Annotated in this window: 19 protein-coding genes; 9 read left to right on the top strand and 10 right to left on the bottom strand. The window is 68.8% G+C overall.

Translation table 11 applies throughout. From position 1 onward, the window contains the following. Positions 1–14 precede the first annotated feature (14 nt). The 7 genes from ACIQLD_RS05985 to ACIQLD_RS05955 form a co-directional block, all read right to left on the bottom strand. Complete coding sequence (locus tag ACIQLD_RS05985; RefSeq protein WP_402606211.1) at positions 15–1058, bottom strand: ABC transporter ATP-binding protein; 1044 nt, start codon at positions 1056–1058, stop codon at positions 15–17. Further along, positions 1055–3016, bottom strand: coding sequence for a dipeptide/oligopeptide/nickel ABC transporter permease/ATP-binding protein (locus tag ACIQLD_RS05980; protein WP_402606208.1), 1962 nt, complete (start codon positions 3014–3016; stop codon positions 1055–1057). Before ACIQLD_RS05980 ends, ACIQLD_RS05985 begins: the two co-directional genes overlap by 4 nt. Beyond that, a complete protein-coding gene (locus ACIQLD_RS05975; protein ID WP_402606205.1) occupies positions 3013–4011 on the bottom strand; it encodes an ABC transporter permease in 999 nt (332 codons plus the stop codon). Before ACIQLD_RS05975 ends, ACIQLD_RS05980 begins: the two co-directional genes overlap by 4 nt. Before the next feature lie 21 nt (positions 4012–4032). Then, complete coding sequence (locus ACIQLD_RS05970; protein ID WP_402606203.1) at positions 4033–5628, bottom strand: ABC transporter substrate-binding protein; 1596 nt, start codon at positions 5626–5628, stop codon at positions 4033–4035. A gap of 58 nt (positions 5629–5686) precedes the next feature. Then, positions 5687–6637 (bottom strand): serine hydrolase, encoded by a 951-nt coding sequence (locus ACIQLD_RS05965; protein WP_402606201.1) that lies wholly within the window; start codon positions 6635–6637, stop codon positions 5687–5689. Next, on the bottom strand, positions 6634–8022 hold the full coding sequence (locus ACIQLD_RS05960) for a serine hydrolase domain-containing protein (protein ID WP_402606199.1): 1389 nt from the start codon (positions 8020–8022) through the stop codon (positions 6634–6636). Before ACIQLD_RS05960 ends, ACIQLD_RS05965 begins: the two co-directional genes overlap by 4 nt. A gap of 142 nt (positions 8023–8164) precedes the next feature. Further along, a complete protein-coding gene (locus ACIQLD_RS05955) occupies positions 8165–9805 on the bottom strand; it encodes an amidohydrolase family protein (protein ID WP_402606197.1) in 1641 nt (546 codons plus the stop codon). A 42-nt stretch (positions 9806–9847) separates the two neighbouring features. Between ACIQLD_RS05955 and ACIQLD_RS05950 the strand changes: the two genes are divergently transcribed. The 4 genes from ACIQLD_RS05950 (at position 9848) to ACIQLD_RS05935 (ending at position 15132) form a co-directional block, all read left to right on the top strand. Then, positions 9848–10861 (top strand): LacI family DNA-binding transcriptional regulator, encoded by a 1014-nt coding sequence (locus ACIQLD_RS05950; protein WP_402606195.1) that lies wholly within the window; start codon positions 9848–9850, stop codon positions 10859–10861. Between the two features lie 205 nt (positions 10862–11066). Beyond that, positions 11067–12587 carry a multiple monosaccharide ABC transporter ATP-binding protein gene (mmsA, locus tag ACIQLD_RS05945; RefSeq protein WP_402608495.1) on the top strand — a complete coding sequence of 507 codons (1521 nt, stop codon included), beginning with the start codon at positions 11067–11069 and terminating at the stop codon, positions 12585–12587. Beyond that, entirely contained in the window at positions 12584–13954 is a 1371-nt protein-coding gene (mmsB, locus tag ACIQLD_RS05940; RefSeq protein WP_402606193.1) for a multiple monosaccharide ABC transporter permease, read from the top strand. The genes mmsA and mmsB overlap by 4 nt, the downstream gene beginning before the upstream one ends. 62 nt (positions 13955–14016) lie before the next feature. Beyond that, complete coding sequence (locus ACIQLD_RS05935; RefSeq protein ID WP_402606189.1) at positions 14017–15132, top strand: substrate-binding domain-containing protein; 1116 nt, start codon at positions 14017–14019, stop codon at positions 15130–15132. Between the two features lie 98 nt (positions 15133–15230). On the opposite strand, the gene ACIQLD_RS05930 is transcribed toward ACIQLD_RS05935, so the two are convergent. Then, entirely contained in the window at positions 15231–16088 is an 858-nt protein-coding gene (locus ACIQLD_RS05930) for a MurR/RpiR family transcriptional regulator (protein WP_402606186.1), read from the bottom strand. Between the two features lie 109 nt (positions 16089–16197). On the opposite strand from ACIQLD_RS05930, the gene ACIQLD_RS05925 reads away from it, so the two are divergent. From ACIQLD_RS05925 to ACIQLD_RS05910, 4 genes are all read left to right on the top strand, one after another. After that, positions 16198–17091 carry an N-acetylglucosamine kinase gene (locus tag ACIQLD_RS05925; protein ID WP_402606184.1) on the top strand — a complete coding sequence of 298 codons (894 nt, stop codon included), beginning with the start codon at positions 16198–16200 and terminating at the stop codon, positions 17089–17091. After that, positions 17081–18016, top strand: a complete 936-nt coding sequence (gene murQ / locus ACIQLD_RS05920) for an N-acetylmuramic acid 6-phosphate etherase (RefSeq protein ID WP_402606181.1) — start codon at positions 17081–17083, stop codon at positions 18014–18016. Before ACIQLD_RS05925 ends, murQ begins: the two co-directional genes overlap by 11 nt. An 88-nt stretch (positions 18017–18104) precedes the next feature. Then, on the top strand, positions 18105–18641 hold the full coding sequence (locus ACIQLD_RS05915; RefSeq protein WP_402606178.1) for a hypothetical protein: 537 nt from the start codon (positions 18105–18107) through the stop codon (positions 18639–18641). 31 nt (positions 18642–18672) lie between these two features. Continuing rightward, entirely contained in the window at positions 18673–19338 is a 666-nt protein-coding gene (locus ACIQLD_RS05910; RefSeq protein ID WP_402606175.1) for an SDR family oxidoreductase, read from the top strand. Between the two features lie 39 nt (positions 19339–19377). Here ACIQLD_RS05910 and ACIQLD_RS05905 read toward each other — a convergent pair whose 3' ends face one another. Next, a complete protein-coding gene (locus tag ACIQLD_RS05905) occupies positions 19378–19701 on the bottom strand; it encodes a DMT family transporter (protein WP_402606172.1) in 324 nt (107 codons plus the stop codon). Next, positions 19698–20066 (bottom strand): DMT family transporter, encoded by a 369-nt coding sequence (locus ACIQLD_RS05900; RefSeq protein ID WP_402606170.1) that lies wholly within the window; start codon positions 20064–20066, stop codon positions 19698–19700. The genes ACIQLD_RS05905 and ACIQLD_RS05900 overlap by 4 nt, the downstream gene beginning before the upstream one ends. Positions 20067–20251: 185 nt before the next feature. Between ACIQLD_RS05900 and ACIQLD_RS05895 the strand changes: the two genes are divergently transcribed. Next, complete coding sequence (locus tag ACIQLD_RS05895; protein WP_402606168.1) at positions 20252–21661, top strand: DUF222 domain-containing protein; 1410 nt, start codon at positions 20252–20254, stop codon at positions 21659–21661. The last annotated feature ends 136 nt before the right edge of the window (positions 21662–21797 follow it).

The raw sequence follows: 21797 nt of genomic DNA, 5'->3' as shown, positions 1-21797 counted from the left end.
GCTCCAATCGATGGTCAGTCCACTGTGTCCGCTGAGAGCGGGGACCGTGTTGTGGTCGCGGCCGAAACCAGGGGGATGGTTTGGGAGGTGGGCACAGTCCCGAGCGCGGCGTCGGCAGGCGTCCCCGCGAAATGACAGGCAGCGCCCGCCGTGCCCGTGGGCAGCGGAGGTTCCGCGATCACGCAGATCTGACGGTCGGGTCGTGCGGCCGGGCCGATCGGACACCGCGGGTGGAAGCGGCATCCGCTGGGCGGCGCGTGCGGATCAGCGGGCTCGACATCGACCGGTGCGAGCGGATCGACCGCGAGCAGGTTCCCGTACCGGGTGGGCGCCGCCTGCAGCAGATCCCGCGTGTACGGGTGCTGCGGGTCGGCGAGCACCTGCTCGGTGGGCCCGAACTCGACGATGCGCCCCAGGTACATCACCGCGATGCGGTCGCTCAGGTAGCGCACGACAGACAGATTGTGCGAGATGAACAGCATCGTGAGGTCGAGCTCACCGCGCAGTTCTCGCACGAGGTTGAGCACGGAGCCCTGCACCGACACGTCGAGTGCTGAGGTGATCTCGTCGGCGATCACGACCTCGGGCCGGGCGGCGAGTGCCCTGGCCAGGGCGATGCGCTGGCGCTGTCCTCCCGAGAGCGCGGCCGGGAGCGACTGCGCGCGGTCGGCGTCGAGGCTCACGAGGTCGAGCAGACGGGCGACCTCGGTGCGCCGGGCGTTCGCACCGCGGATGTCACGTGGCAGCGCCTCGGCGATCGACTCGCCGATCGTCATGCGCGGATCGAGCGAGGAGAACGGATCCTGGAACACCATCTGGATCGGGCGACGACGACGGAAGGTCCGCACGTCCACGCCGTCGAGCGTGATGGTCCCCTCGCTGATCGGGGCCAGCCCGATCGCCGCGCGGGCCAGGGTCGACTTTCCGGATCCCGACTCGCCGACGAGTCCGACGACGGATCCGGACGGGACCACGAGCGAGACGTCGTCGACGGCGGTGAGGCCGGAACGATGCGTGCCGTAGCGCACGCTGACCTGATCGAAACGCAGCTCGCTCATCGCAGGACCGTCTCTTCCTCTTCTGCGGTCGTCTCGTCGGCGACCGTGGCGATCGCCACCGGGACCGGTGCCTCGCCGTCCACCGGGTGCCAGCACGCGACGCGGTGTCCATCGGCATCCGCCACCAGCTCGGGGTCGCTCTCGCGGCACAGATCGGTCGCGAGGGGGCAGCGGGCGGCGAACGCGCAGCCGGCGGGGAAGGCCCCCGGTGCCGGCGGGCGGCCGGGGATCATCTTGAGCGGCTCGCTGCGGTCGGCGTCGAGTTCGGGCACGACATCGAGCAGGGCCCGGGTGTACGGGTGCCGGGCGTCGGTGTGCAGTGTCGCCGCAGGCAGATCCTCGACGATACGGCCCGCGTACATGACCAGCACGCGGTCGCAGGTCTGGGCGACCACGGCGATGTCGTGGCTGATCAACAGGATGGCCGCATCGGTGTCGCGGCGGACGCCAGCCAGCAGCTGGAGCACCTGCCGCTGCACGGTCACGTCGAGCGCCGTGGTCGGTTCGTCCGCGATGATCAGGCGCGGGTGGTTCATGAGTCCCATGGCGATCATGGCGCGCTGTCGCATGCCACCGGAGAACTCATGGGGGTATTGGTGGGCGCGTCGGGCGGCCGCGGGCACCCGGACCGACTGCAGGCGTTCGATCGCCCGATCCATGGCCTGCTTCCGGGTGATGTCCTGGTGCTCGGAGGCGGCCTCGGCGAGCTGCGATCCGATGCGCCTGGTCGGGTTGAACGAGGTCATCGGGTCCTGGAAGACCATCGCGAGCGAGGTGCCGAGCAGGCTCCGCACCGCGCGGTCCGATGTGGTCATCAACGGCGTGCCGCAGAAATCCAGGCGGGCGGCGGCGACATGGCCCGGCCGCTCGATGAGGCGGGCGGCGGCGAGCGCGGTGAGGCTCTTGCCCGATCCGGATTCGCCGACGACACCGATCGCCTCGCCGCGCGAGATCGTGAACGAGACGCCACGCACCGGGGTGACCCAGCCGGCGGCCGTCGGGAAGGAGACGCGCAGGTCGTCGACGAGGAGCACCACTTCTTCACCGTCGACCTGCGCGGGCTGGGTGGTGCCGGGCGTGCTCGCTCCGGAGAGTGCGATGGCGGGGAGGCGGTGGCGGCGTCTGGCGGATCGTCCGCCGAGGGCCGCGGCAGCCGTCTCGCCGAGGAGGTTGAACGCGAGTCCGGCGATCACGACCGCCACAGCGGGACCGAGGGCGGCCGCCGGGTTCAGGTAGATGCGGTTCAGCCCCTCGCCCAGAAGGCGGCCCCAGTCGTACTCGGGCACCTGCACGCCCAGGCCGAGGAACGAGAGCCCGGCGAAGGCGAGCAGTGCCGAGCCCGCCGCGACGGTCGCGTTCACGATGAGCGGCTCGCCGATGTTCGGCAGGATGTGCCGGATCAGGATGCGGAAGCGCGAGACGCCTGCCACCTGTGCGGCCGAGATGAAGTCGCGGCCCGCGATCGCCGCCGACAGGGTCTGCGTGAGCCGGGCGAACTGCGGCGCCATCGCGAAGCCGATCGCGAGCACAGCGCCCGTTGAGCCGACGCCGAAGATGACCGCGAAGAACAGGGCGAGCAGCAGGCCGGGAAAGGCGACCGCGATGTTCACGAAGCCGACGATCGGGCGTCCGAGCCACCGCGGGAGCACCGACGGCGCCGTGCCGAGGAGGGTACCGGCGACCACGCCGATGATCACGGCGATCACCGCCAGCACCACGGAGAGCCGAGTGGCGACCAGCACGCGGGCGAGCACATCGCGGCCGAGGGTGTCGGTGCCCAGGAGATGCTCGGCGCTCGGCCCCTGGGTGATCGCGGCCGGATTCACCTGCTCGGCCTGGGCGCCCCAGATGATCGGGGCGAAGATCGCGCCGAGGGTGACGAGCAGCACCAGACCGAGAGCCGTGATGCCGAGGGGTGAGCGGACGATGCCTGACCATGCCGTGCGTGCCGACATCATGCCTCCCGGATGGTGGATCGAGGATCGAGGAGTGCGAGGATCACGTCGATCACGAGGTTCACGACGAGCACACCGACGCCGTAGACGAGCACGATGCCCTGCACGACCGAGTAGTCCTTGCTGAGGATCGACTGCACGATCATGGTGCCAAGGCCCGGCCAGGCGAAGACGTTCTCGACCAGCACGGTGCCGGCGACCATGCCGGTCAGCAACAGGCCGGTGAGGGTGAGGGTCGCGGTCATGGCGTTGGGGAGTGCGTGACGCGAGTAGATGCGGTGCGGGGCGAGGCGCTTGGCGCGGGCGGTGCGGATGAAGTCCTGACCCAGCACCGAGAGCACCTCGACCCGGATGATGCGCGAGAACACGGCGATCGGTCCGACCGCGAGGGCCACCACCGGCAGCACGAGCGAGAACGGTGCCGTGTTGCCGGCCACCGGGAACCAGCCCAGCGACACCGCGAACACGTAGACGAGGCCGACGGCGAGGAGGAACTCGGGAATCGCGGCGAGGATGACCGAGCCGGTCGCGAACGCGAGCTCGAGGCCGCGGCGCCGACCGCCGCGGGTGGCGACGGCCATCGTCACCCCGAGGGGGACCGAGACCAGCAGCACCAGGACGACTGCGAGCAGGGCGAGCTGCAGCGTCGCGGGGAGCCGGGTGGCGATGATCTCGGAGACCGGCTGGCTGGTGATCATCGAGGACCCCATGTCGCCGGTGAACAGGCCGCCGATGTAGCGGAAGTACTGCACGATGAGCGGCTGGTCGAGGCCGAGCGCGGCGCGTCGGGCCTCGACCAGCTCGGCCGGGGCGTTCAGCCCGAGGGCCGCGCGCACCGGGTCGCCCGGTACGAGGTGGATCATGAGGAAGGCAGCCGTGACCAGCACCCACACCGAGAGCACGAACTGCCCTCCGCGCCGGACCAGGAAGGACACCCAGGGGTTGTCCGACCGTGCGGATCTGATCAGTATCGCCTGCGTGGCGGTGGTGCTGGCCATCGGCTGTCTCCGGTCCTCGGTCTACTCGTACATGCGGATCGACGTGGGATCGATGCCGTCGCCCTCGGTGAACGTCGCCTTGGTCGCGAAGGTCATCCGGGCGATGTTCGCGTACGGCACCACGCTGGTCGTCTCGAACAGCGCCTCCTCGGCGGCGGCCCAGTCGTCGCAGCCCTCGTTGCCGGCCTTGGCGGAGGCCGCCGTGACCGCCGCGGTGTAGTCGGCGTTGTCGATGGAGGCGAAGTTGGTGCCGTTCGGGGCGCCCGGTCCCGAGTAGAACGGGACGAGCATGCTCGGCAGCGAGACGGTCAGCGGCGCGGCCGAGATGTCCCAGTCGCCCGTCGAGAACAGGACTTCGCTGAGGGTCGGCGAATCGACGGCGGTGACGCTGATGTCGACACCGAGGTCCTTCCAGGCCGCCTGGGCGAGTTCGGCCGCGGCGTTGCCGGCATCTCCGAGCTGCGAGGAGTAGATCATCCGCAGAGTGAGCGTCTGGCCGTCCTTCGTGCGCACCCCGTCGGAGCCGACCTTCCAGCCGGCGCCGTCGAGTGCCGCGGCGGCCGCGTCAACGTCGAGCTCGGGGAGGTGCCCAGAGACGGTGTCGGCACGGCACGGGTTGGGGGATACGGTGACGAGCCCGGTCGGCACGGTGGCCTTGCCGCTGCCGATGACCTGACGCATCTGCTCGAGGTCGAGCGATTGCATCAGGGCGTCGCGCACGGCCTGGTCGGCGGTGGGTCGACCTTCGGCCTGGTTGAAGGTGAAGGATCCGCCCGGGGTCTCGATCGACGTGTGGAAGAGCCCGGCGCTCTCGACGCGTGCGCTGTCCGGGCCGATGACGGTGGCCGCGTTGACCTCGCCCGAGAGGAGCAGGTTCGTGGCGGTCGTCTCGTTCGGGACCACGCGGAAGACCACGCTGTCGGGCAGGCCCTTCTGCTTCGGGTCCCAGTCGCCCGGACCCCAGGCGAAGTCGTCGCGTCGGGTGAGGGTGTACTGGCTGTTGGGCGCGATCTCGGTCATCGTGAACATGCCCGTCGAGCCTTCGCCCTTCGCGAGCGCGTCGGGGTCGTCGATGACCGTGCCGCACACGATCGAGATGCTGCCGATGTTCTCGATCAGGAACGAGTCGGGGCGACCGCTGGTGACGGTGACCGTGCCGGCCGCATCGTCGCCGACTGCCGACGTTCCCGGCTGCACCTGCAGGCCGATGAGGGGCGAGGCGTTGGCGGGGTCGCCGATGTGGGTGATGTTCGCGGCCACGTCGGTTGCGGTGAGCGGCGTGCCGTCTTCGCAGGTGAGACCGTCCCGGAGGGTGAAGGTCGCGGTCGTGGTGTCCGCCTCCCACGACTCGGCGAGCCCGGAGGTGATGCTGCCGTCCTCCATCACCTCGACGAGGCGGGCGTAGAGGAACCGGTCGATGGACCGGGCCACCGACATCACGGTGACGAACGGGTCCAGGCTCCCCGGATCGGTCGAGATCACCGAGGTGAACGTCTTGCCGTCGGCGAGCACACCGTCGGTGCCGTCGCCTCCGCTCGGAGGGGCGCCTGCGGCGCAGGATGTCAGGGCGAGCGTCGCAGCGCCGAGCAGCGCGATCAACGGGGTACGAGAACGCATCAGAAGCCTCCAGCAGTGTTCGGGATGGTGCAGGTGGGTGGTGCAGGGGGAGTGCGGGTCAGACGGTCTGCGCGCGCAGGCCCTCGACGGCGGCGAAGGCGGCGCGGCCGATCGAGGCGTCGACGAGCGGCTGCCGATCGACGAGGGAGGCGGCCTGGGTGAACACGGCCACCGCGTACTGGCGACCGTCGGGATAGGTCACGACGCCGGCCTCGTTGCGCCAGGTGGGGAGTGTGCCGGTCTTCGCGGCGATGCGCACCTCTCCCGGGAATCCGGAGGTCAGCCGATGCGGCCAGATCTGCAGCGCCATGATGTCGCGCGCCTGACGGCAGGCCTCGGCCGGGGCCGCGGTGTCGGTCCACAGGGCGTTCAGCAGCGAGGTGACATCGCGTGGCGTGGAGTACGAGGTCCGCAGCGGCTGCACGGCATCGAGTGCGAGGATCTGTTCGGCTGTCGCGCCGGTGAACAGCTCGTCCAAGTCGCTGTCGGGCGCACCGCCGAGGTCGGCGATGACCGAGGCGAACAGGTCTTCGCAGCATCCGATCAGTCGCGTGCCGTGCAGTCCCAGATCGGCGATGACACGGTTCACCGCCTCGGCGCCGAGGCGGTGGTAGATCACGTCGGTGGCCGCGTTGTCGCTCATCGACATCATGTTCAACGCCAGGTCGCGCCAGCTGACCTCGACGTCGTCCGCGAAGCCGGCCGTGCCCACACCGCCGATCCGATAGCGCGCCGTCACCGTGGTGCGCGCGGTCGGGTCGAGCTCGCCCGCAGCGACCGCCCGCACGTAGGCGGTGAGCACCACGATCTTGAAGACCGAGGCGAGCACCACCGGATCGTCGGCGCCGACGGTCACCTCGGGACCATCGGCCACGCCGATCTCCCGCGCGTGCAGAAAGCCCGTCGCTCCCGCGCCGGCGAAGATCTCGGCGATCTGCGCGGACGTCTCCGATGCCGTTGCCGCGGTGGTGGAGCGCATCGGAGTGGGGGAGGGCGCCGTGACGGTCACGCGTCCACCCGGCGGTCGGCGCGTCCGGTGTGCAGGTACAGGGCGCGACCGTTGCCGTCGTCGCCCACGAACGCATGCGGCATGTGCATGCCGTTCTGCGGTTCGCGGGGGAGCAGGGTGTCTCCTGCCCAGCCGACGAGTTCGACCGGCTCCGGGGCCGGGCCCAGTTCGGCGAAGATCCCCTTCATGGTGCGTTCCAGCCAGATGCGTCCGTCGTCGTCGACGCGTACGGTCGAATCGGAGACGGACGACGAGTAGGTGCCGAGCACCCGCTCGAGATCGATCGCGACCGGCGACTCCGGAACCGCGGGCAGCTCCGGTACGGTGACTCCCGCGAGGGCGGACAGCACCTTCGACGTGATCGCGTGGTACGCGTCGACAGTGCGTCCGCCGTTGGTGAGCACGGCCACCGCGACCCCGGCGCCAGGGACCATCCGCAGGAACGCATTCTGACCGATCGTCCCGCCGTCGTGGCCGATGACCGGCCCGCCGTCCCAGTCGAAGATCTCCCAACCGAGGCCCCAGGCATCGCCCATGATGCCGAGCTCGGGGAGATCGACCTGACGCTCCTGCATCGCTCGCACGCTCTTCTCCGAGAGCACGCGTGTGCCGTCGGCGGCGACTCCGCCGTCCAGGTGCATGCGGGCGTAGGTCACCAGGTCGCGCGCGGTCATGGCCAGCATCGATCCGGCGGGGGCGTTCGAGCGCACGAGGTTCCACACCGGAGCAGGCACCGGGTCATCGCTGCCCTCTGCCGGGAGGTGCCCGAGTGCCGCGCGGAACATGATCGCCTCGGAGGCCGTCGTGGCCACGTGCGTGAGTCCCAACGGGGCGGCGAGGTATGTGCGCAGCGCCTGGTCGTATGACGTGCCGCGCAGCACCTCGACGATGCGGCCGAGCACGACGAACGCGGCGTTGTTGTACGAGAAGCGCTCGCCGGGGGCGAAGAGCTGGGGGGCGTCGGCGATCGTCGCGAGATACTTCTCGACCGCGTCGTCGCCGACACCCGTGTCGTTGAAGAGATCGCCTTCGAACCCGCTCACGTGGCTGAGCAGCTGGCGGGCGGTGATCGCGCTCGCCGCCGCGTCGTCGCCGATCGCGAACGCCGGCACGGTGTCGCGCACCGGGGCGTCGAGGTCGAGCAGCCCCTCGTCGACGAGTTGCATGATCAGGGTCGCTGTCCAGGTCTTGGTGATCGAGCCGATCTGGAAGACCGAGTCCTCGTCGGCCTCCACGCCGGTGTTGCGATTGAGGATCCCGGACGCAGTGGTGAAGATCTCGCCACCGGCCAGGATCGCGACGGATGCCGCGGGGATGTGCGCGTCGGCCAGCATCGCGGGAAGGTTCTCCCGCACCCAGCTGCCGATTTCGTTCAGGTCGGACACGTGCGCTCCTCTTCGTCGAGTGGGCCGTCGTCTTCGGGGCGACGGCGATGGGGCCGAGACTATTCGCGTGCTCCATCGCCTCGTTGGTGCCCGGCGACGAGACTTGCGCCGACGTTGGTGCGGTCGGACGAACGATGACCTTTCAGGCGTCGCCGCGCACCGCGCGCCCCGGAAGGGCCCCGGTCACGATCTCACCCGCGTGCACGACAGGAGTGCCGTGCACGTACAGTTCGCGCACGCCGCGTGACGGCCTGGTCGGGTCGGCGTAGCTGGCCCGGTCGGTCACGGTCGTCGGATCGATCACGACGATGTCGGCGTCCGCTCCGACCGACAGATGACCCTTGCCGCGCATGCCGGACGAGACCTCGTCGAGCACCCGTGCCGGCAGGAAGGAGCAGCGGCGGAATGCTTCGAGCCAGCTCCAGGTCCCGCTCTCGAGAACCATCAGCCGCTGCGATTTCGTGAACGTCCCCGACGTGCGCGGGTGCGTGTGTCCGCCTGCCGGAAGCGGCCAGTCCCGTTGCTCGTACACTGGCCGGCCGTCGCCCGCGGACCAGGAGATCGGCATCGCATCGCTCGCCACGATCGAATCGGGGTAGGCCAGGGCGCGGTGCAGGTGGGCGCGATCGAAGGGATCGGCCTCGTCGAGGAACGTCACGATGCATGTCGCCCCGGGATCGGTCGCACGCACCTCGCGCAGGCGGGCCTCGTCGGCGATGCGCTCGCCGGTGTCCACCAGCACCAGCGAGCGCGGAGCGATGCCGAGGCCCGCGAGCTTCTCCGGCGCGAGGAAGAACGCGCCGATCGCGGTGCTGCCCGCGCCGTACGGGTAGGCCTCGACGGTGACGCGGGAGCCGGCGGCGCGGCTGCGGTCGAGCAGGGCGAGCACGCGGTCGACGTGGCGCAGCGAGGTGCTGTTCACATGGCAGTGGTGCATCGCGGCCCCGGTCTCGGCCGCGGCGCGCACGAGCTCTTCCGAACCGTCGATCGGCGTGCGGGGATCGGCTTCGATCAACTCCCGCACGTGCGTGAAGGTCGGGGCGTGCGCTGCAGCGGCCAGACGTGCGAGGTCGAGATATTCGTCGGGATCGGACCGTGGTGCGTATCCCATGAGCACGCCGATGCCGAGCGCTCCGGCGCCGAGCTCGTCTTCGAGGAGACCGAGCCAGCGGCGGCGTTCCACGGGGGAGGATGACCGCTGCCAGTCGGGCTTGGCGAGCAGGTCCATCGACGCGGCGAAGTCGGCGACCGGCACCCTGTCGAGGTGCGCGTACGCCCGTGCCTGCGACCAGGAGGCCGAGAAGCCGTAGTTCAGGGGGCGTCCGTCGGCCGCGGCGCGCGCGAGGGCCTCCGCGATCGGCATGAGTCCGGCCTCGAGATCGAGGGCGGTGGTGACGCCGTCCATCGCCTGCAGACGGTGCCCCGCGATCGAGTGCACGTGGCTGTGCAGGTCGACGAAGCCCGGTCCGACGATGAGTCCGGTGGCGTCGACGACCTCGACCTCGGCCGGTGCGGTGAGCGCGTCGCCGACCGCCGCCACACGCCCGGCCACGATCAGGAGGTCGGTGATGCGGTCGGTTTCCGTCTTCGGGTCGATGACGCGCCCGCCGCGCAGCAGAATGTCCACGCTGTCACGATGGCACGGACCGCGAAGACATTCCGGTGCCGGCCGACGAAAGCGTGCGGTGGTTCCGGTGCGTGCAGACAATCGCGCGCGGCCGTCTGAGCCCGCGAAGCGCGTCCTCGTCCGACGAGAGGTGCACGCGCCAGCGCCGAAAGACATAATGTAGGGGGATGTGACCGTGCACACGCAAGGAGGCAAGTGATGTCCACCGCCTCCGAGCGCGCGCGGTTGCCGAGTATCCGCGACGTCGCGCGGCTCGCCGGGGTCTCGCATCAGACCGTGTCCCGGGTGCTCAACGACCACCCGAGCATCCGTCCGGAGACGAAGGCCAAGGTGCTCGATGCGATCTCGGTCCTCGACTACCGGCCGAACCTGGCGGCGCGCGCTCTCGTCACCAGCAAGTCGAACATGCTGGGCATCCTGTCGGCGACCATCGGCGAGTTCGGTCCCACCTCGTCCATCGCGGGCATCGAGGATGCGGCGCGCGAGGAGGGCTATTCGGTCTCGACCCTGAACCTCGCCGACACCACGCCCGAGGCGATCGGTCATGCGGTGCGCCAGTTGTCCCGCGAACAGGCAGACGGCATCGTGGTGCTCGCCCCGCAGGTGCGGGTGTTCCATGTGCTGCGCGGCATGTCGGTCGACATGCCGTTCGTGACGCTGCAGACGGCTTCGGGTTCCGATGGCGTGAGTCTGTCAGCCGACCAGGTGGCGGGTGCCAAAGCGGCGACCGAGCACCTGATCTCGCTCGGTCACAGCGACATCCTGCACCTGGCCGGCCCTCAGGACTGGATCGAGGCGGAGTCACGGATGCGCGGCTATCTCGACGGTCTGCGCGAGGCGGATCTGCCGACGTTCCCGCCGATCCGCGGCGACTGGACCGCCGACTTCGGTTACTTCGCCGGCAAGGAGCTGTCCCTGCGACGGGACTTCACCGCGGTGTTCGCCGCGAACGATCTGATGGCGATCGGGCTGATGCACGGTTTCCGTGATTCCGGCGTGCGGGTACCCCACGACGTGAGCGTGATCGGGTTCGACGACATCCCGGTCGCGGCGCACGTGGCGCCGACGCTCAGCACCGTGCACCAGGACTTTCCCGAGCTCGGGCGCCGGGCGGTTCGGATCCTCCTCGCCCAGATCCGCGGCGAGCAGGTGCCCGAGTTCGGGCCCCTGCAGACGATCCTGCGCGCGCGCGAATCCGCGGCGGCGCGCTGACCTGTTGCGGGACCGCTCCCAGCAGATCGGGTCGCACGCATCACGGTAGCGACACGAAATCGGTGCGCGGACTTGACACAGGTTCGTCGTGAGTGGACGATGTAATCCAATGTGAACGGTCACATCGAAGGTGACCGCACGTCGCGAGGAAAGATCCGTGAGCACCACAGCAACGTTGCCTACCGTGTCAGGCCCCATCCTGGAGATGCGCAGCATCACCAAGGAGTTCCCGGGGGTCAAGGCGCTGGCCGACGTCTCGATCACCGTCCGCGCCGGCGAGATCCACGCGATCTGCGGCGAGAACGGGGCCGGGAAGTCGACCCTGATGAAGGTTCTGTCCGGGGTCTACCCCTACGGAACCTACGACGGCGAGATCCTGCTCTACGGTGAGGAGCAGCGGTTCAGGGACATCGCGGCCAGCGAGCAGGCGGGTATCGCGATCATCCACCAGGAGCTCGCGCTCATCCCCGAGCTCTCGGTCACCGAGAACATCTTCCTCGGCAACGAGATCCAGCGCGGCGGACGCATCGACTGGACGGCTCAGAAGGAGCGGGCCATCGAGCTCCTCGCCCGCGTCGGGCTGAGCGAAGATCCCGACGTGCCGATCAAGACCCTCGGCGTCGGCAAGCAGCAGCTCATCGAGATCGCCAAGGCGCTGAACAAGGACGTCAAGCTGCTCATCCTCGACGAGCCGACCGCTGCCCTCAACGAGAACGACTCGCAGCACCTGCTCGACCTGATCCTGGGGCTGAAGGCCAAGGGCATCGCGTCGATCATGATCAGCCACAAGCTCAACGAGATCGAGCAGATCGCCGACGAGATCACGATCATCCGAGACGGCCGCACGGTCGAGACGCTCGATATCTCGCGCGGGGAGATCAACGAGGACCGCATCATCCGCGGCATGGTCGGTCGTTCGCTCGAGAGCCGCTACCCGGATCGCACCCCCGAGATCGGCGAGGTGTTCTTCGAGGTCAAGGACTGGTGGGTGCAGCACCCGACCGTGCCGGAGCGCATGGTCGTCAAGGGCTCGAACATCAACGTGCGCCGCGGCGAGGTCGTCGGCATCGCCGGTCTCATGGGCGCGGGTCGCACCGAGTTCGCGATGAGCATCTTCGGCCGCTCGTACGGCACCTTCCTCTCCGGCACCCTCATCAAGGACGGCCAGGAGGTCGCCCTGTACGACGTCGCCTCGGCGATCAAGCACGGGCTCGCGTACGTCAGCGAGGACCGCAAGGTGCTCGGACTCAACCTGCTCGACACGATCAAGCGGTCCATCGTCGCGGCGAAGCTCTCGAAGATCGCGCACAACGGCGTCGTCGACTCCCGGGAGGAGTTCTCGGTGGCAGAGCGCTATCGCAAGGCGCTTCGCATCAAGACGCCCTCCGTCGAAGAGGGTGTCGGCAAGCTCTCCGGCGGAAACCAGCAGAAGGTCGTGCTGGCGAAGTGGATGTTCACCGACCCCGACCTGCTCATCCTCGACGAGCCCACGCGTGGCATCGACGTCGGTGCGAAGTACGAGATCTACGCGATCATCAACGAACTCGCGGCTCAGGGCAAGGGCGTCATCGTCATCTCCAGCGAGCTCCCCGAACTCCTCGGCATCTCCGACCGCATCTACACCGTCTTCGAAGGTCGGGTCACCGACTGCATCCCGGCCGACCAGGCGACACCTGAGGACCTCATGCGCAGCATGACCTCCGCGACCCAGAAAGCATCCGCATGACCACCGACACCACCGCAACGAAGCGCGGCTTCCACTTCAAGGACATCACGAAGATGTTCGGGGGAGGGCAGTCGACCCTCCGTCAGTTCGGCATCCTCGGCAGCCTGGTCGTGATCCTGGTCGTCTTCCAGGTGCTGACGTGGATCTTCAAGGGCACCGGACTGACGCTGTCCTCCGGCAACCTGATCAACGTCGTCAACCAGTACTCGTACATCCTGATCCTGGCCATCGGCATGGTGATGGTCATCATCATGGGTCACATCGACCTCTCCGTCGGATCCGTCGCCGCGTTCACGGGCATCGTCGTGGCCAAGGCCATGCAGGACTGGAACCTCCCCTGGCCGTTGGGCATCCTCCTCGGTCTCGGTGTCGGCGTGCTGGTCGGTGCCTGGCAGGGATTCTGGGTCGCCTACGTCGGGGTGCCGGCGTTCATCGTGACGCTGGCCGGCATGCTGTTCTTCCGAGGCGCGAACCAGGCGGTGGGTGACTCGCTGTCGATTCCGGTGCCGCAGGGCTTCAAGGTCATCGGCGCGGGATACCTTCCCGAGCTGTCGTTCATCCCGGTGCCCTTCAACGTCTTCACCATGCTCCTCGCTCTCGCCGGCGTCGCGTGGATCGTGTTCTGGGAGATCCGCACCCGTCGCATCCAGCACAAGATGGGCGCCGACATGGCGCCGCTCTGGGTGAGCGTCACCAAGGTCGTGCTCATCTCGGTCGTGATCCTCGTCGCCGGTTGGCTGTTCGCCACCGGGCGCGAAGGCACGAGCTTCCCGATCTCGGGCATCATCCTGCTCGCCCTCGTCATCCTCTACTCGTTCATCACGAACAACACCGTCTTCGGTCGCCACATCTACGCGGTCGGCGGCAACCGGCAGGCCGCGCGACTGTCGGGTGTGAAGGACCGCTGGGTCGACTTCTTCGTGATGATGAACATGTCCGTGCTCGCCTCGTTGGCCGGCATGATCTACGTCGCCAGGGCGACGGCCTCCGGCCCGCAGGACGGCAACGGCTGGGAGCTGGACGCGATCGCCTCGGTCTTCATCGGTGGCGCAGCCGTCTCCGGTGGAATCGGAACCGTGATCGGGTCGATCATCGGTGGTCTCGTGATGGCGTTCCTCAACAACGGCCTCGCCCTCCTGGGCGCCGGAGCCGACGTGGTCTCCATGATCAAGGGCCTCGTGCTCCTGTTCGCCGTCGGGGTCGACGTCTGGAACAAGCAGCAGGGCCGCCCGTCGATCATCGGATTCCTCACGCGTCGCTTCGGCCGCAAGCAGGACCCGGCGACCGACACGTTCGATCCGACCAAGACGAACTACCCCACCAGCCAGAAGTACGAAGCCCCCGCCGTCGAAGAGACGCGCGGATAGTAGGGGCCCAGGCGCGTGCCGCACGCGCACCTGGACCTTCACACACCAGAGAAAGAGATCACATGAAGAAGATTCTTCTGTCGGCGACAGCGCTTGTCGTCGCGGGCGCCTTCGCCCTCACCGGCTGCTCCTCGGAGCGCGGCGGTGATACCGGTTCCGGATCGGGGGACGAGGCCAAGGGCTTCGCCGCCGATGCCACGATCGGCGTCGCCCTTCCGGACAAGACCTCGGAGAACTGGGTCCTCGCCGGTCAGCTGTTCACGGACGGTCTGGAGAAGGCCGGCTTCAAGGCTGACGTGCAGTATGCGCCGGCCAGCAACACTGTTGCCGAGCAGCAGAACCAGATCCAGGCCATGGTCACCGGTGGAGCCAAGGTCATCATCATCGGCGCGAAGGATGGCAAGCAGCTCGCCACCCAGGTCGAGGCCGCCCGTGACGCCGGCGTCACCGTGATCGCCTACGACCGTCTGATCGAGAACACGGAGGCGGTCGACTACTACGTCGCGTTCGACAACTTCAAGGTCGGTCAGCTGCAGGGTCAGGCTCTGCTCGACGGGCTCGCCGAGCGTGCGGGTCACGAGGCTCCGTACAACATCGAGCTGTTCTCGGGATCGCCGGATGACGCGAACTCGGCCGTGTTCTTCAACGGCGCGATGGACGTGCTCCAGCCGAAGATCGACGACGGCACGCTCAAGGTCGTCTCCGGCCAGACCGAGATCGCTCAGACGGCGACCGAGGGCTGGAAGGCCGAGAACGCACAGCGTCGTATGGACTCGATCCTCACGTCGACGTACAGCTCGGAGACGCTCGACGGCGTCCTCTCCCCGAACGACACGCTTGCTCGCGCCATCATCACCTCGGTGCAGGGTGCCGGCAAGCCGGTCCCGGTGGTCACGGGTCAGGACTCCGAGGTCGAGTCGGTCAAGTCGATCATGGAGGGCATCCAGTACTCTACGATCAACAAGGACACCACGCTGCTCGTCGAGCAGTCGATCAAGATGGTCGGTCAGCTCCAGAAGGGCGAAGAGGTCGACGTCAACGACACCGAGCAGTACGACAACGGCGTGAAGGTCGTTCCGGCTTACCTGCTCGACCCGATCATCGTCACCAAGGAGAACGCGGCTGAGGCCTACGCCAACGTCCCGAGCCTCCTCGAGATCGTGAAGTCGTACCAGTAACACGCATCCTCTTCACGACGTTCACCGTCGTGGAACGGCGAGCCGTCCTTCCCCTCGGGGTGGGGCGGCTCGCTTCGTTCGGCGCCGGCCGTGGTTCCTCAGCCGCGAAGCTCCCGGGTCGCCTGGCCCGTGCGCTGCAGAGCATCGACGGTCTCGGTGTATCGACGCTTCGCGACGCCGATGAACAGGCAGTCCACGAGCGTGAGCTGGGCGATGCGGCTCACCATGGCGCCGGCGCGGAAGGTCGATTCGCGCACCTCGGTGAAGAGCGGATGGTCGGCCGCGCGGGCGAGGGGGGAATCCTTGGCCGAGGTGACAGCGATCGTGGCGGCGCCGCTGGTGCGTGCCGTCTCCAGGAAGCGCACGGTCTCGAGTGTCGAGCCCGAGTGCGAGAAGCCGATCGCGACGGTCAGGGCGGTGGGGAGCACCGAGACGGCCACGGCTTCGTGCGGGTCTGCCGGCATGTGCGCGTTCCGACCGACGCGCAGGAGCTTGTGGGTGAGATCCTCGGCCACGAAGCGACTGGCGCCGAGTCCGTAGAGGAGGATCCGGTCGGCGCGGTCGAACACGTCGACGGCCGCCTCGAGCACGGCGAAGTCGAGTCGGGCGACGGTCTCCTCGATCGCCAGGAGCTCGAGAGCTGCGACTTTCGACACCGCCTCCTGCAGGGTGTCGTCGTCGGAGATCTCCGATCCGTAGGCTCCACGTGACGAGAACTGGGCGGCCTCCTTGCCGAGCTCGGCGGCCAGGGCCATGCGCAGCGGGGCGTAGCCGCTGAAGCCGATCGCACGGCAGAAGCGCACGACCGATGCGACGGAGGTGTCGCATTCCGCGGCCAGCTCGTTGATCGTGTTGTCGATCACGACGGAGGGGTTCTCGCGGACGACCAGCGCGATGCGGGCGAGCGACGGCGTGAGCGTGGAAGCCGCGGCTTCGATCGTCGACTGGATGCTCATCGGTCCTCCATCGGTGCGGTGCCGCCGGTTCGGTGTAAATTCTTTTTGCAGAGTCTACTTCGCATGTAGTCTCTTTTCACAGACTTTTTCGCCGATCTCAGGAGGGCCGATGGATGCACGCGTGACGGTATCCGTCGATCTCGGCAAGTCGCGGTGTCGCGTGGTCCGCATCGGTCCCGATGGTCGGATCGAGCGTGACGGCATCGGAGCTCCCGGGCTGGCCGCAGCGGGGGGTGTGGACAGGGCGCTCGACGCCATCCTCCCGCTCCTCGAGGGTGATCGGCTCGACGTGATCGGCGTCGGTGCCGCGGGGGCGTGGATGGCGCCGGAGGCTGCGCAGGAACTGTCTTCCCGGCTCGCGGCCGCGAGCGGTGCGGCGGTGGCCGTCGCCTCCGACGTGGTCACGGCCCACGCGGGTGCGCTCGACGGGGCCGGGGGAGTGCTCCTCATCGCAGGCACCGGAGCGGCGGCGCTCGGCATCGACGCCGACGACGCACGACTCGTCGATGGCTGGGGTCCGGAACTCGGCGACTTCGGCAGCGGATCGTGGCTCGGTCGTGAGGCGCTGCGCGCCGTGATGCGCGCCGACGACGGGTTGGCATCGCGCACGGCGCTCACCCAGGCGATCGCCGAGCCCATCGGCGCGGTCACCGACATCCAGGCCTGGCTCGCGGGCAGCGATCCGCTCCCGCGGCGCCTCGCCACGCTCGCCCCGCTCGTCCTCGATGCCGCGCAGTCGGGTGACCTCGTCGCCGGCGCGATCGTCGCTGAGGGCATCCGACTGCTCACGGCGACGGCGGCCGCCGGTTCCGCTCTCACGGCCGACGTCGTGCTCCACGGCGGTCTCACCGCGCATGCGTGGTTCCGCGAGCACCTGACCTCCTCCTTGCAGGCTGCCGGTCGTCGGGTCGTCCCCGCGCGCGGTGATGCCCTCGACGGGGCGCTGCTGCTCGCACGCCGCACCGACCTCCCCCACGAAAGGTTCGTCCACCGTGCCGAATGACGACTCCCGCCTCGCCGCCCTCCTCTCCGTGCTCGATCGCCTCGATACCGAGGCTTCCACGACGGAACGCGGAGACCTCGATCTGCTGGGCACCGCCGAACTCGTGCGACGGATGAACGCCGAGGATAGGCGGGTGCCCGAGGCGGTCGCCGAGCGCGCCGAGGAGATCGCGGCCGCCGTCGACGGCATCACCGAGCGGTTCCGGCGCGGGGGCCGTCTCATCTACATCGGGGCCGGCACCGCAGGGCGCATCGGCGTGCTCGACGCGAGCGAGTGTCCGCCGACCTTCGGCACCGATCCCTCGATGGTCGTCGGTCTGATCGCCGGCGGAGAGACCGCGATCCGCTCGGCAGTGGAGAACGCCGAGGACGACGCCGCCGCGGCGGAGGCCTCGCTGCGCGAGCTCGGACTCTCGGAGAGCGACACGGTGGTCGGCATCTCGGCATCCGGCCGCACGCCCTACGTGGTGGGAGGGCTGACGTATGCACGCAGCGTGGGAGCGTTCGCCGTGGCGATCGCGTCGAACGCCGACTCCGAGATCGGTGCGGCTGCAGAGATCGCGATCGAGGTCGTCACCGGCCCCGAGTTCATCTCCGGGTCCACACGGTTGAAGTCCGGAACCGCGCAGAAGCTCGTCGTGAACATGCTCACCACGCTGTCGATGATCAATCTCGGCAAGACGTATCGCGGAGTGATGGTCGATCTTCTCGCGACGAACGAGAAGCTGCATGCCCGCTCGATCCGCACGGTGTCGCAGCTGTCCGGCGTCGACACCGACAGGGCGGCCACGGCGCTGCAGGCGGCGGACGGCTCGGTCAAGCTCGCGCTGCTGATGCTCGCCGCCGACGCGACGCCCGAAGATGCGGCTGCCGCCCTCGACGACGCCGACGGGATCCTTCGCGACGCGATCGCGGCACTCGCCTGAACGCGGCGCGCCCCTGAGTCCGGTGCGCACGTGCGTCTCGCGCGCCGGGCGCGGCCACGGGGTGCTCCCGCGTCAATAGGATTCGGGTGTGGATGATCTCGTTCCGGCGGCGCCCTGGCTGCTCGCCGGTGCGGCCGTCGTCGCGGCGGTCGCCTCGCTGCTCGCGGGACGCGCCGTGCCGTGGCAGGGCCGGCAGGCCGTGCTGGTCATGGCAGCCGCGATGCTCGTGACCGCGCTCGCGGGTGATGCCCCGATGGTCGGTCTAGGGCTGGGAGCGGTGCTGCTGCTCTCCGCCATGCTCGGCACGGTGGGAGTGCGCGGAACCTCGACGGCCGGTGAGTGCTTCCGCCGCGCGCTCATCGCACTGCTCCTCGCCATCTGCTCGTTCGAGAGCGCAGCCACCGGTGTGGTCCCCGAGACGAGCGGCGGAGCCCACGGCGGGCATGGCGGTCTCTCCGGTCTGCTGGCCGTCCTGATCGTCGCCGGAGTGATCGGCGTGGTGCTGTGGACCGTGGCGGCGGACTGGTTCGTCGAGCCCGTCCATCAGGGGCGTGCCGCCCGTCTCCTCGCGGTCGAGTCATGGGCGCTGGCCGCCGGTGCCGCCCTGATGTGTCTGGCGACCTGAGAGGGGTTCCGGGGTCCGATAGCGTGGCGGCATGCCCCTCGCCCTGATCACCGGAGCTGCCCGTGCCGACAGTATCGCCGCCGGCATCGTCCCTCGTCTGCGCGCGGCCGGCTGGACCGTCGTCACCAGCGACCTGCGCGACGCCGATCACCCCGCCGACCTGTCGACGTCTGAAGGACCGGAGGCGCTCATCGCCGATGTGACCGCCGCGCACGGTCCGATCACCGCCCTCATCCTGAGCCACGCGCACGACGTGGAGTCGGGCATCCTCGACACCACCGCCGAGAGCTTCGACAGGCACGTCGCCGTGAACGCACGGGCGAGTCTGCTGCTGATCGCGGCCTTCGCGCGGCAGGTCGGCGACGACGGGGGAGTGATCCTCGCGCTCACCAGCGACCACGTCACCGGCAACCTCCCGTACGGTGCGTCGAAGGGCGCGCTCGATCGGCTCGTCATCTCCGCCGCGCGCGAGCTCGGTCACCGAGGGATCTCCGCGAACGTGCTGAACCCCGGACCCATCGACACCGGCTGGATGGATGACGAGACGCGCACGGGACTGGCGGGGATGACGCCTCTCGGACGCCTCGGCCAGCCGGCGGATGTGGCTGCGGTGGTGGAGTTCCTCGTGTCGGACGAGGGGCGTTGGATCTCCGGGCAGCTGCTGAAGTCCGACGGCGCGTTCTCGGCGCAGTACTGAATCCGTTCGGGGTGTTCGATCAGTTCACGACGTCCGCGATCAGTGCCCGCCGCCGAACTCGATCATCCCGACCCCGACGGCGATGAGCGCGACGCCGACGGCCATCATCGCCGAGAAGTGGTCCTTGAAGATGACCCGTCCCAGCACGGCGGTCAGCGCGACGCCGGCGGCAGCCCAGATTCCGTAGGCGACGCCCACCGGCATTCCCATCGCCAGGATCGTGCCGAGCAGTGTGAACGCCGTGAGGTACCCGACGACGATGACGGGGATCCAACGGCGACGGCGCAGGCCCTCGGATGCGCGCAGGCTCAGTGTCGCGGTGACTTCACTGATGATCGCGAGAGACAGGAGCAGCCAGGTCATGGGGTGACCTCCGTCGTCTCGCGTGTGTGGGAACCGAGTTCGACGAGCAGTACGCCGACCACGATCACGCCGACGCCGATGATCTGCACCGGCCCCAGCAGTTCGCCGAACAGGACGGTGCCGAGCACAGCGGTGAGCACGACTCCGATCGCCGACCAGATGCCATACGCCACCCCCACGGCCATCCCGCGATCGAGCACGACCGACAGCAGCCACAGCGAGCCGGAGTAACCGAGAACGACGACGATGAGCCAGAGCGGATGCGTGAACCCCTCGGCCGCACGCAGCGAGAGGGTCGCGGTGACTTCCAGCGCGATCGCGAGCAGGAGGGGCGGCCATGCCGAACGGCGAGGGCGATCTGTCATCGGGGGCCTTTCGTGGAGGGTCCGAGGGGGAGAACGCGATGGCGGCGCGCGAGATTCCCCGCTGCGATTGCGCAGCGGTCGCGGTGGCGGGCGCGGGGAACGAGCTGTGATATCGAGCAGGAGAGGGGAGCGTATTCGCCGCTGATATCCCGGCATGGAATAGAACATAGCTTCGAATGTCGGGTGTGGTCGCGGTAGAATCGAGTATGTCGAATTTGACTGCGTTGCATGAGGCGATGTCTCGTCTGGATGAGGTGTGGTCTGACGCCGGTGATTCGGGGGAGTTGTCGCGGGAGCAGTTGATCGCGGTGAGCGCGTCGGTCGGGGTGTTGCGGCGTCGGTTGGATGCGGTGCATGTGTCGGTGGCGGCGTGTATTGCTCGGGAGTCGCGTCCGGAGCTCGGTGCGGGGAGTCTGGCGAAGCAGCAGGGTTTCCGGAGCCCGGCGACGTTGATCGCGGTGGCGACGGGGGTGTCGATGGGTGATGCGTCGCGGTTGGTCAGGGTGGGTGAGGCGACGGCGCCGCGGAGTGATCTTCTGGGGGTGCGTCTGCCGGCGAGGTATCCGTTGGTGAGCGAGGCGTTGGATGCGGGGGTGCTGGGTGCTCCGGCGGCGGCGTTGATCATCGCGGCGCTGGATCGGTGCCGGACCGCTGCGGGGGTGGAGCGGATCGCTGAGGGGGAGCGGCTGCTGGTGGAGTCTGTCGGGGGTTTGGCGTTGGATGATGTGCGCAAGCTCGTGGTCCGGGCGGAAGCGTGGCTTGACCCGGATGGGGTGGAGCCGCGTGAGGAAGAGCGCCGTGGCAGGCGGGCGTTGTCGCTGTTCGAGCGGGACGGGATGGTGCATCTGAACGCGGTGCTCGATGTGGAGACTGCGGCGCCGGTGGTGACGGCGATCCGGGGGTTCGTGACGGCGGTGTTCGCGGCGCGGAAGGATGCTCCCGATGCGGGCGCTCCTGATGGGGACCGGCGGACGGTGCCGATGATTCAGGCGGATGCTCTTTCGGTGTTCTGTGCGCATGTGCTCGGGTGTGAGCGGCGGGTTCCGGTGGCTGGGGCGAGGGTGATCGTGCGGATGGGCCTCGATGATCTGGAGGCCGGTACGGGGTCGGCGACCGTGGATGGTGTGGATCAGCCGGTCAGTGTCGGGGCGGCGCGGCGGATGGCGGCCGGGGGCGGGGTGATCCCCTGTGTTCTCGGCGGGGACAGTGAGGTGCTCGATTGGGGGCGGGAGAGACGGTTGTTCACCCGGGCGCAACGGCTGGCGTTGGTGGAGCGTGATGGGGGATGCGCGATGTGCGGGTTGCCGCCGGAGATGACGAGGGCGCATCACATTCGCTGGTGGACACGCGACCGCGGGCCGACAGATCTCTCCAACGGGGTGCTGCTGTGTGAGACGTGTCACCATCGCATCCACGACAACGGGTGGGAGATACGCATCGACGCTCCCGGGACCGCGACCGGGACCCGGACCGGGAGCGGAGTGCGGAGTGGGAGTGGGAGTGGAGGGCGGGTGTGGTTCATCCCGCCGCCATACGTCGACCCCGCGCGAACCCCGAGGCTCGGCGGGCGCGCACGCTTCGACATCGCCGCCTGATGACGTGTTGCCTGATGACGTGTTGCCTGATGACCCGATCAAGCATTCTCGACCCTCGGGATTCGGCGCGTGTTCCCGCGGCTTGTACGCTGGATGCATCCCCCGATTCACCCGGCAACTCGCGCGCCGGCGACCT

The organism is Microbacterium sp. NPDC091662 (genome assembly GCF_044756705.1).
Taxonomy (GTDB): domain Bacteria; phylum Actinomycetota; class Actinomycetes; order Actinomycetales; family Microbacteriaceae; genus Microbacterium.
This window is presented reverse-complemented; position numbering and strand designations above follow the sequence as displayed.

Coding starts and splice junctions, on each gene's coding strand:
- ACIQLD_RS05955 (WP_402606197.1), bottom strand. CDS start 9,805: ATGTCTTTCGGCGCTGGCGCGTGCACCTCTCGTCGGACGAGGACGCGC.
- ACIQLD_RS05900 (WP_402606170.1), bottom strand. CDS start 20,066: ATGACAGATCGCCCTCGCCGTTCGGCATGGCCGCCCCTCCTGCTCGCG.
- ACIQLD_RS05905 (WP_402606172.1), bottom strand. CDS start 19,701: ATGACCTGGCTGCTCCTGTCTCTCGCGATCATCAGTGAAGTCACCGCG.
- ACIQLD_RS05935 (WP_402606189.1), top strand. CDS start 14,017: ATGAAGAAGATTCTTCTGTCGGCGACAGCGCTTGTCGTCGCGGGCGCC.
- ACIQLD_RS05925 (WP_402606184.1), top strand. CDS start 16,198: ATGGATGCACGCGTGACGGTATCCGTCGATCTCGGCAAGTCGCGGTGT.
- ACIQLD_RS05975 (WP_402606205.1), bottom strand. CDS start 4,011: ATGGCCAGCACCACCGCCACGCAGGCGATACTGATCAGATCCGCACGG.
- mmsB (WP_402606193.1), top strand. CDS start 12,584: ATGACCACCGACACCACCGCAACGAAGCGCGGCTTCCACTTCAAGGAC.
- ACIQLD_RS05980 (WP_402606208.1), bottom strand. CDS start 3,016: ATGATGTCGGCACGCACGGCATGGTCAGGCATCGTCCGCTCACCCCTC.
- ACIQLD_RS05985 (WP_402606211.1), bottom strand. CDS start 1,058: ATGAGCGAGCTGCGTTTCGATCAGGTCAGCGTGCGCTACGGCACGCAT.
- mmsA (WP_402608495.1), top strand. CDS start 11,067: ATGCGCAGCATCACCAAGGAGTTCCCGGGGGTCAAGGCGCTGGCCGAC.
- ACIQLD_RS05910 (WP_402606175.1), top strand. CDS start 18,673: ATGCCCCTCGCCCTGATCACCGGAGCTGCCCGTGCCGACAGTATCGCC.
- ACIQLD_RS05970 (WP_402606203.1), bottom strand. CDS start 5,628: ATGCGTTCTCGTACCCCGTTGATCGCGCTGCTCGGCGCTGCGACGCTC.
- ACIQLD_RS05950 (WP_402606195.1), top strand. CDS start 9,848: ATGTCCACCGCCTCCGAGCGCGCGCGGTTGCCGAGTATCCGCGACGTC.
- ACIQLD_RS05930 (WP_402606186.1), bottom strand. CDS start 16,088: ATGAGCATCCAGTCGACGATCGAAGCCGCGGCTTCCACGCTCACGCCG.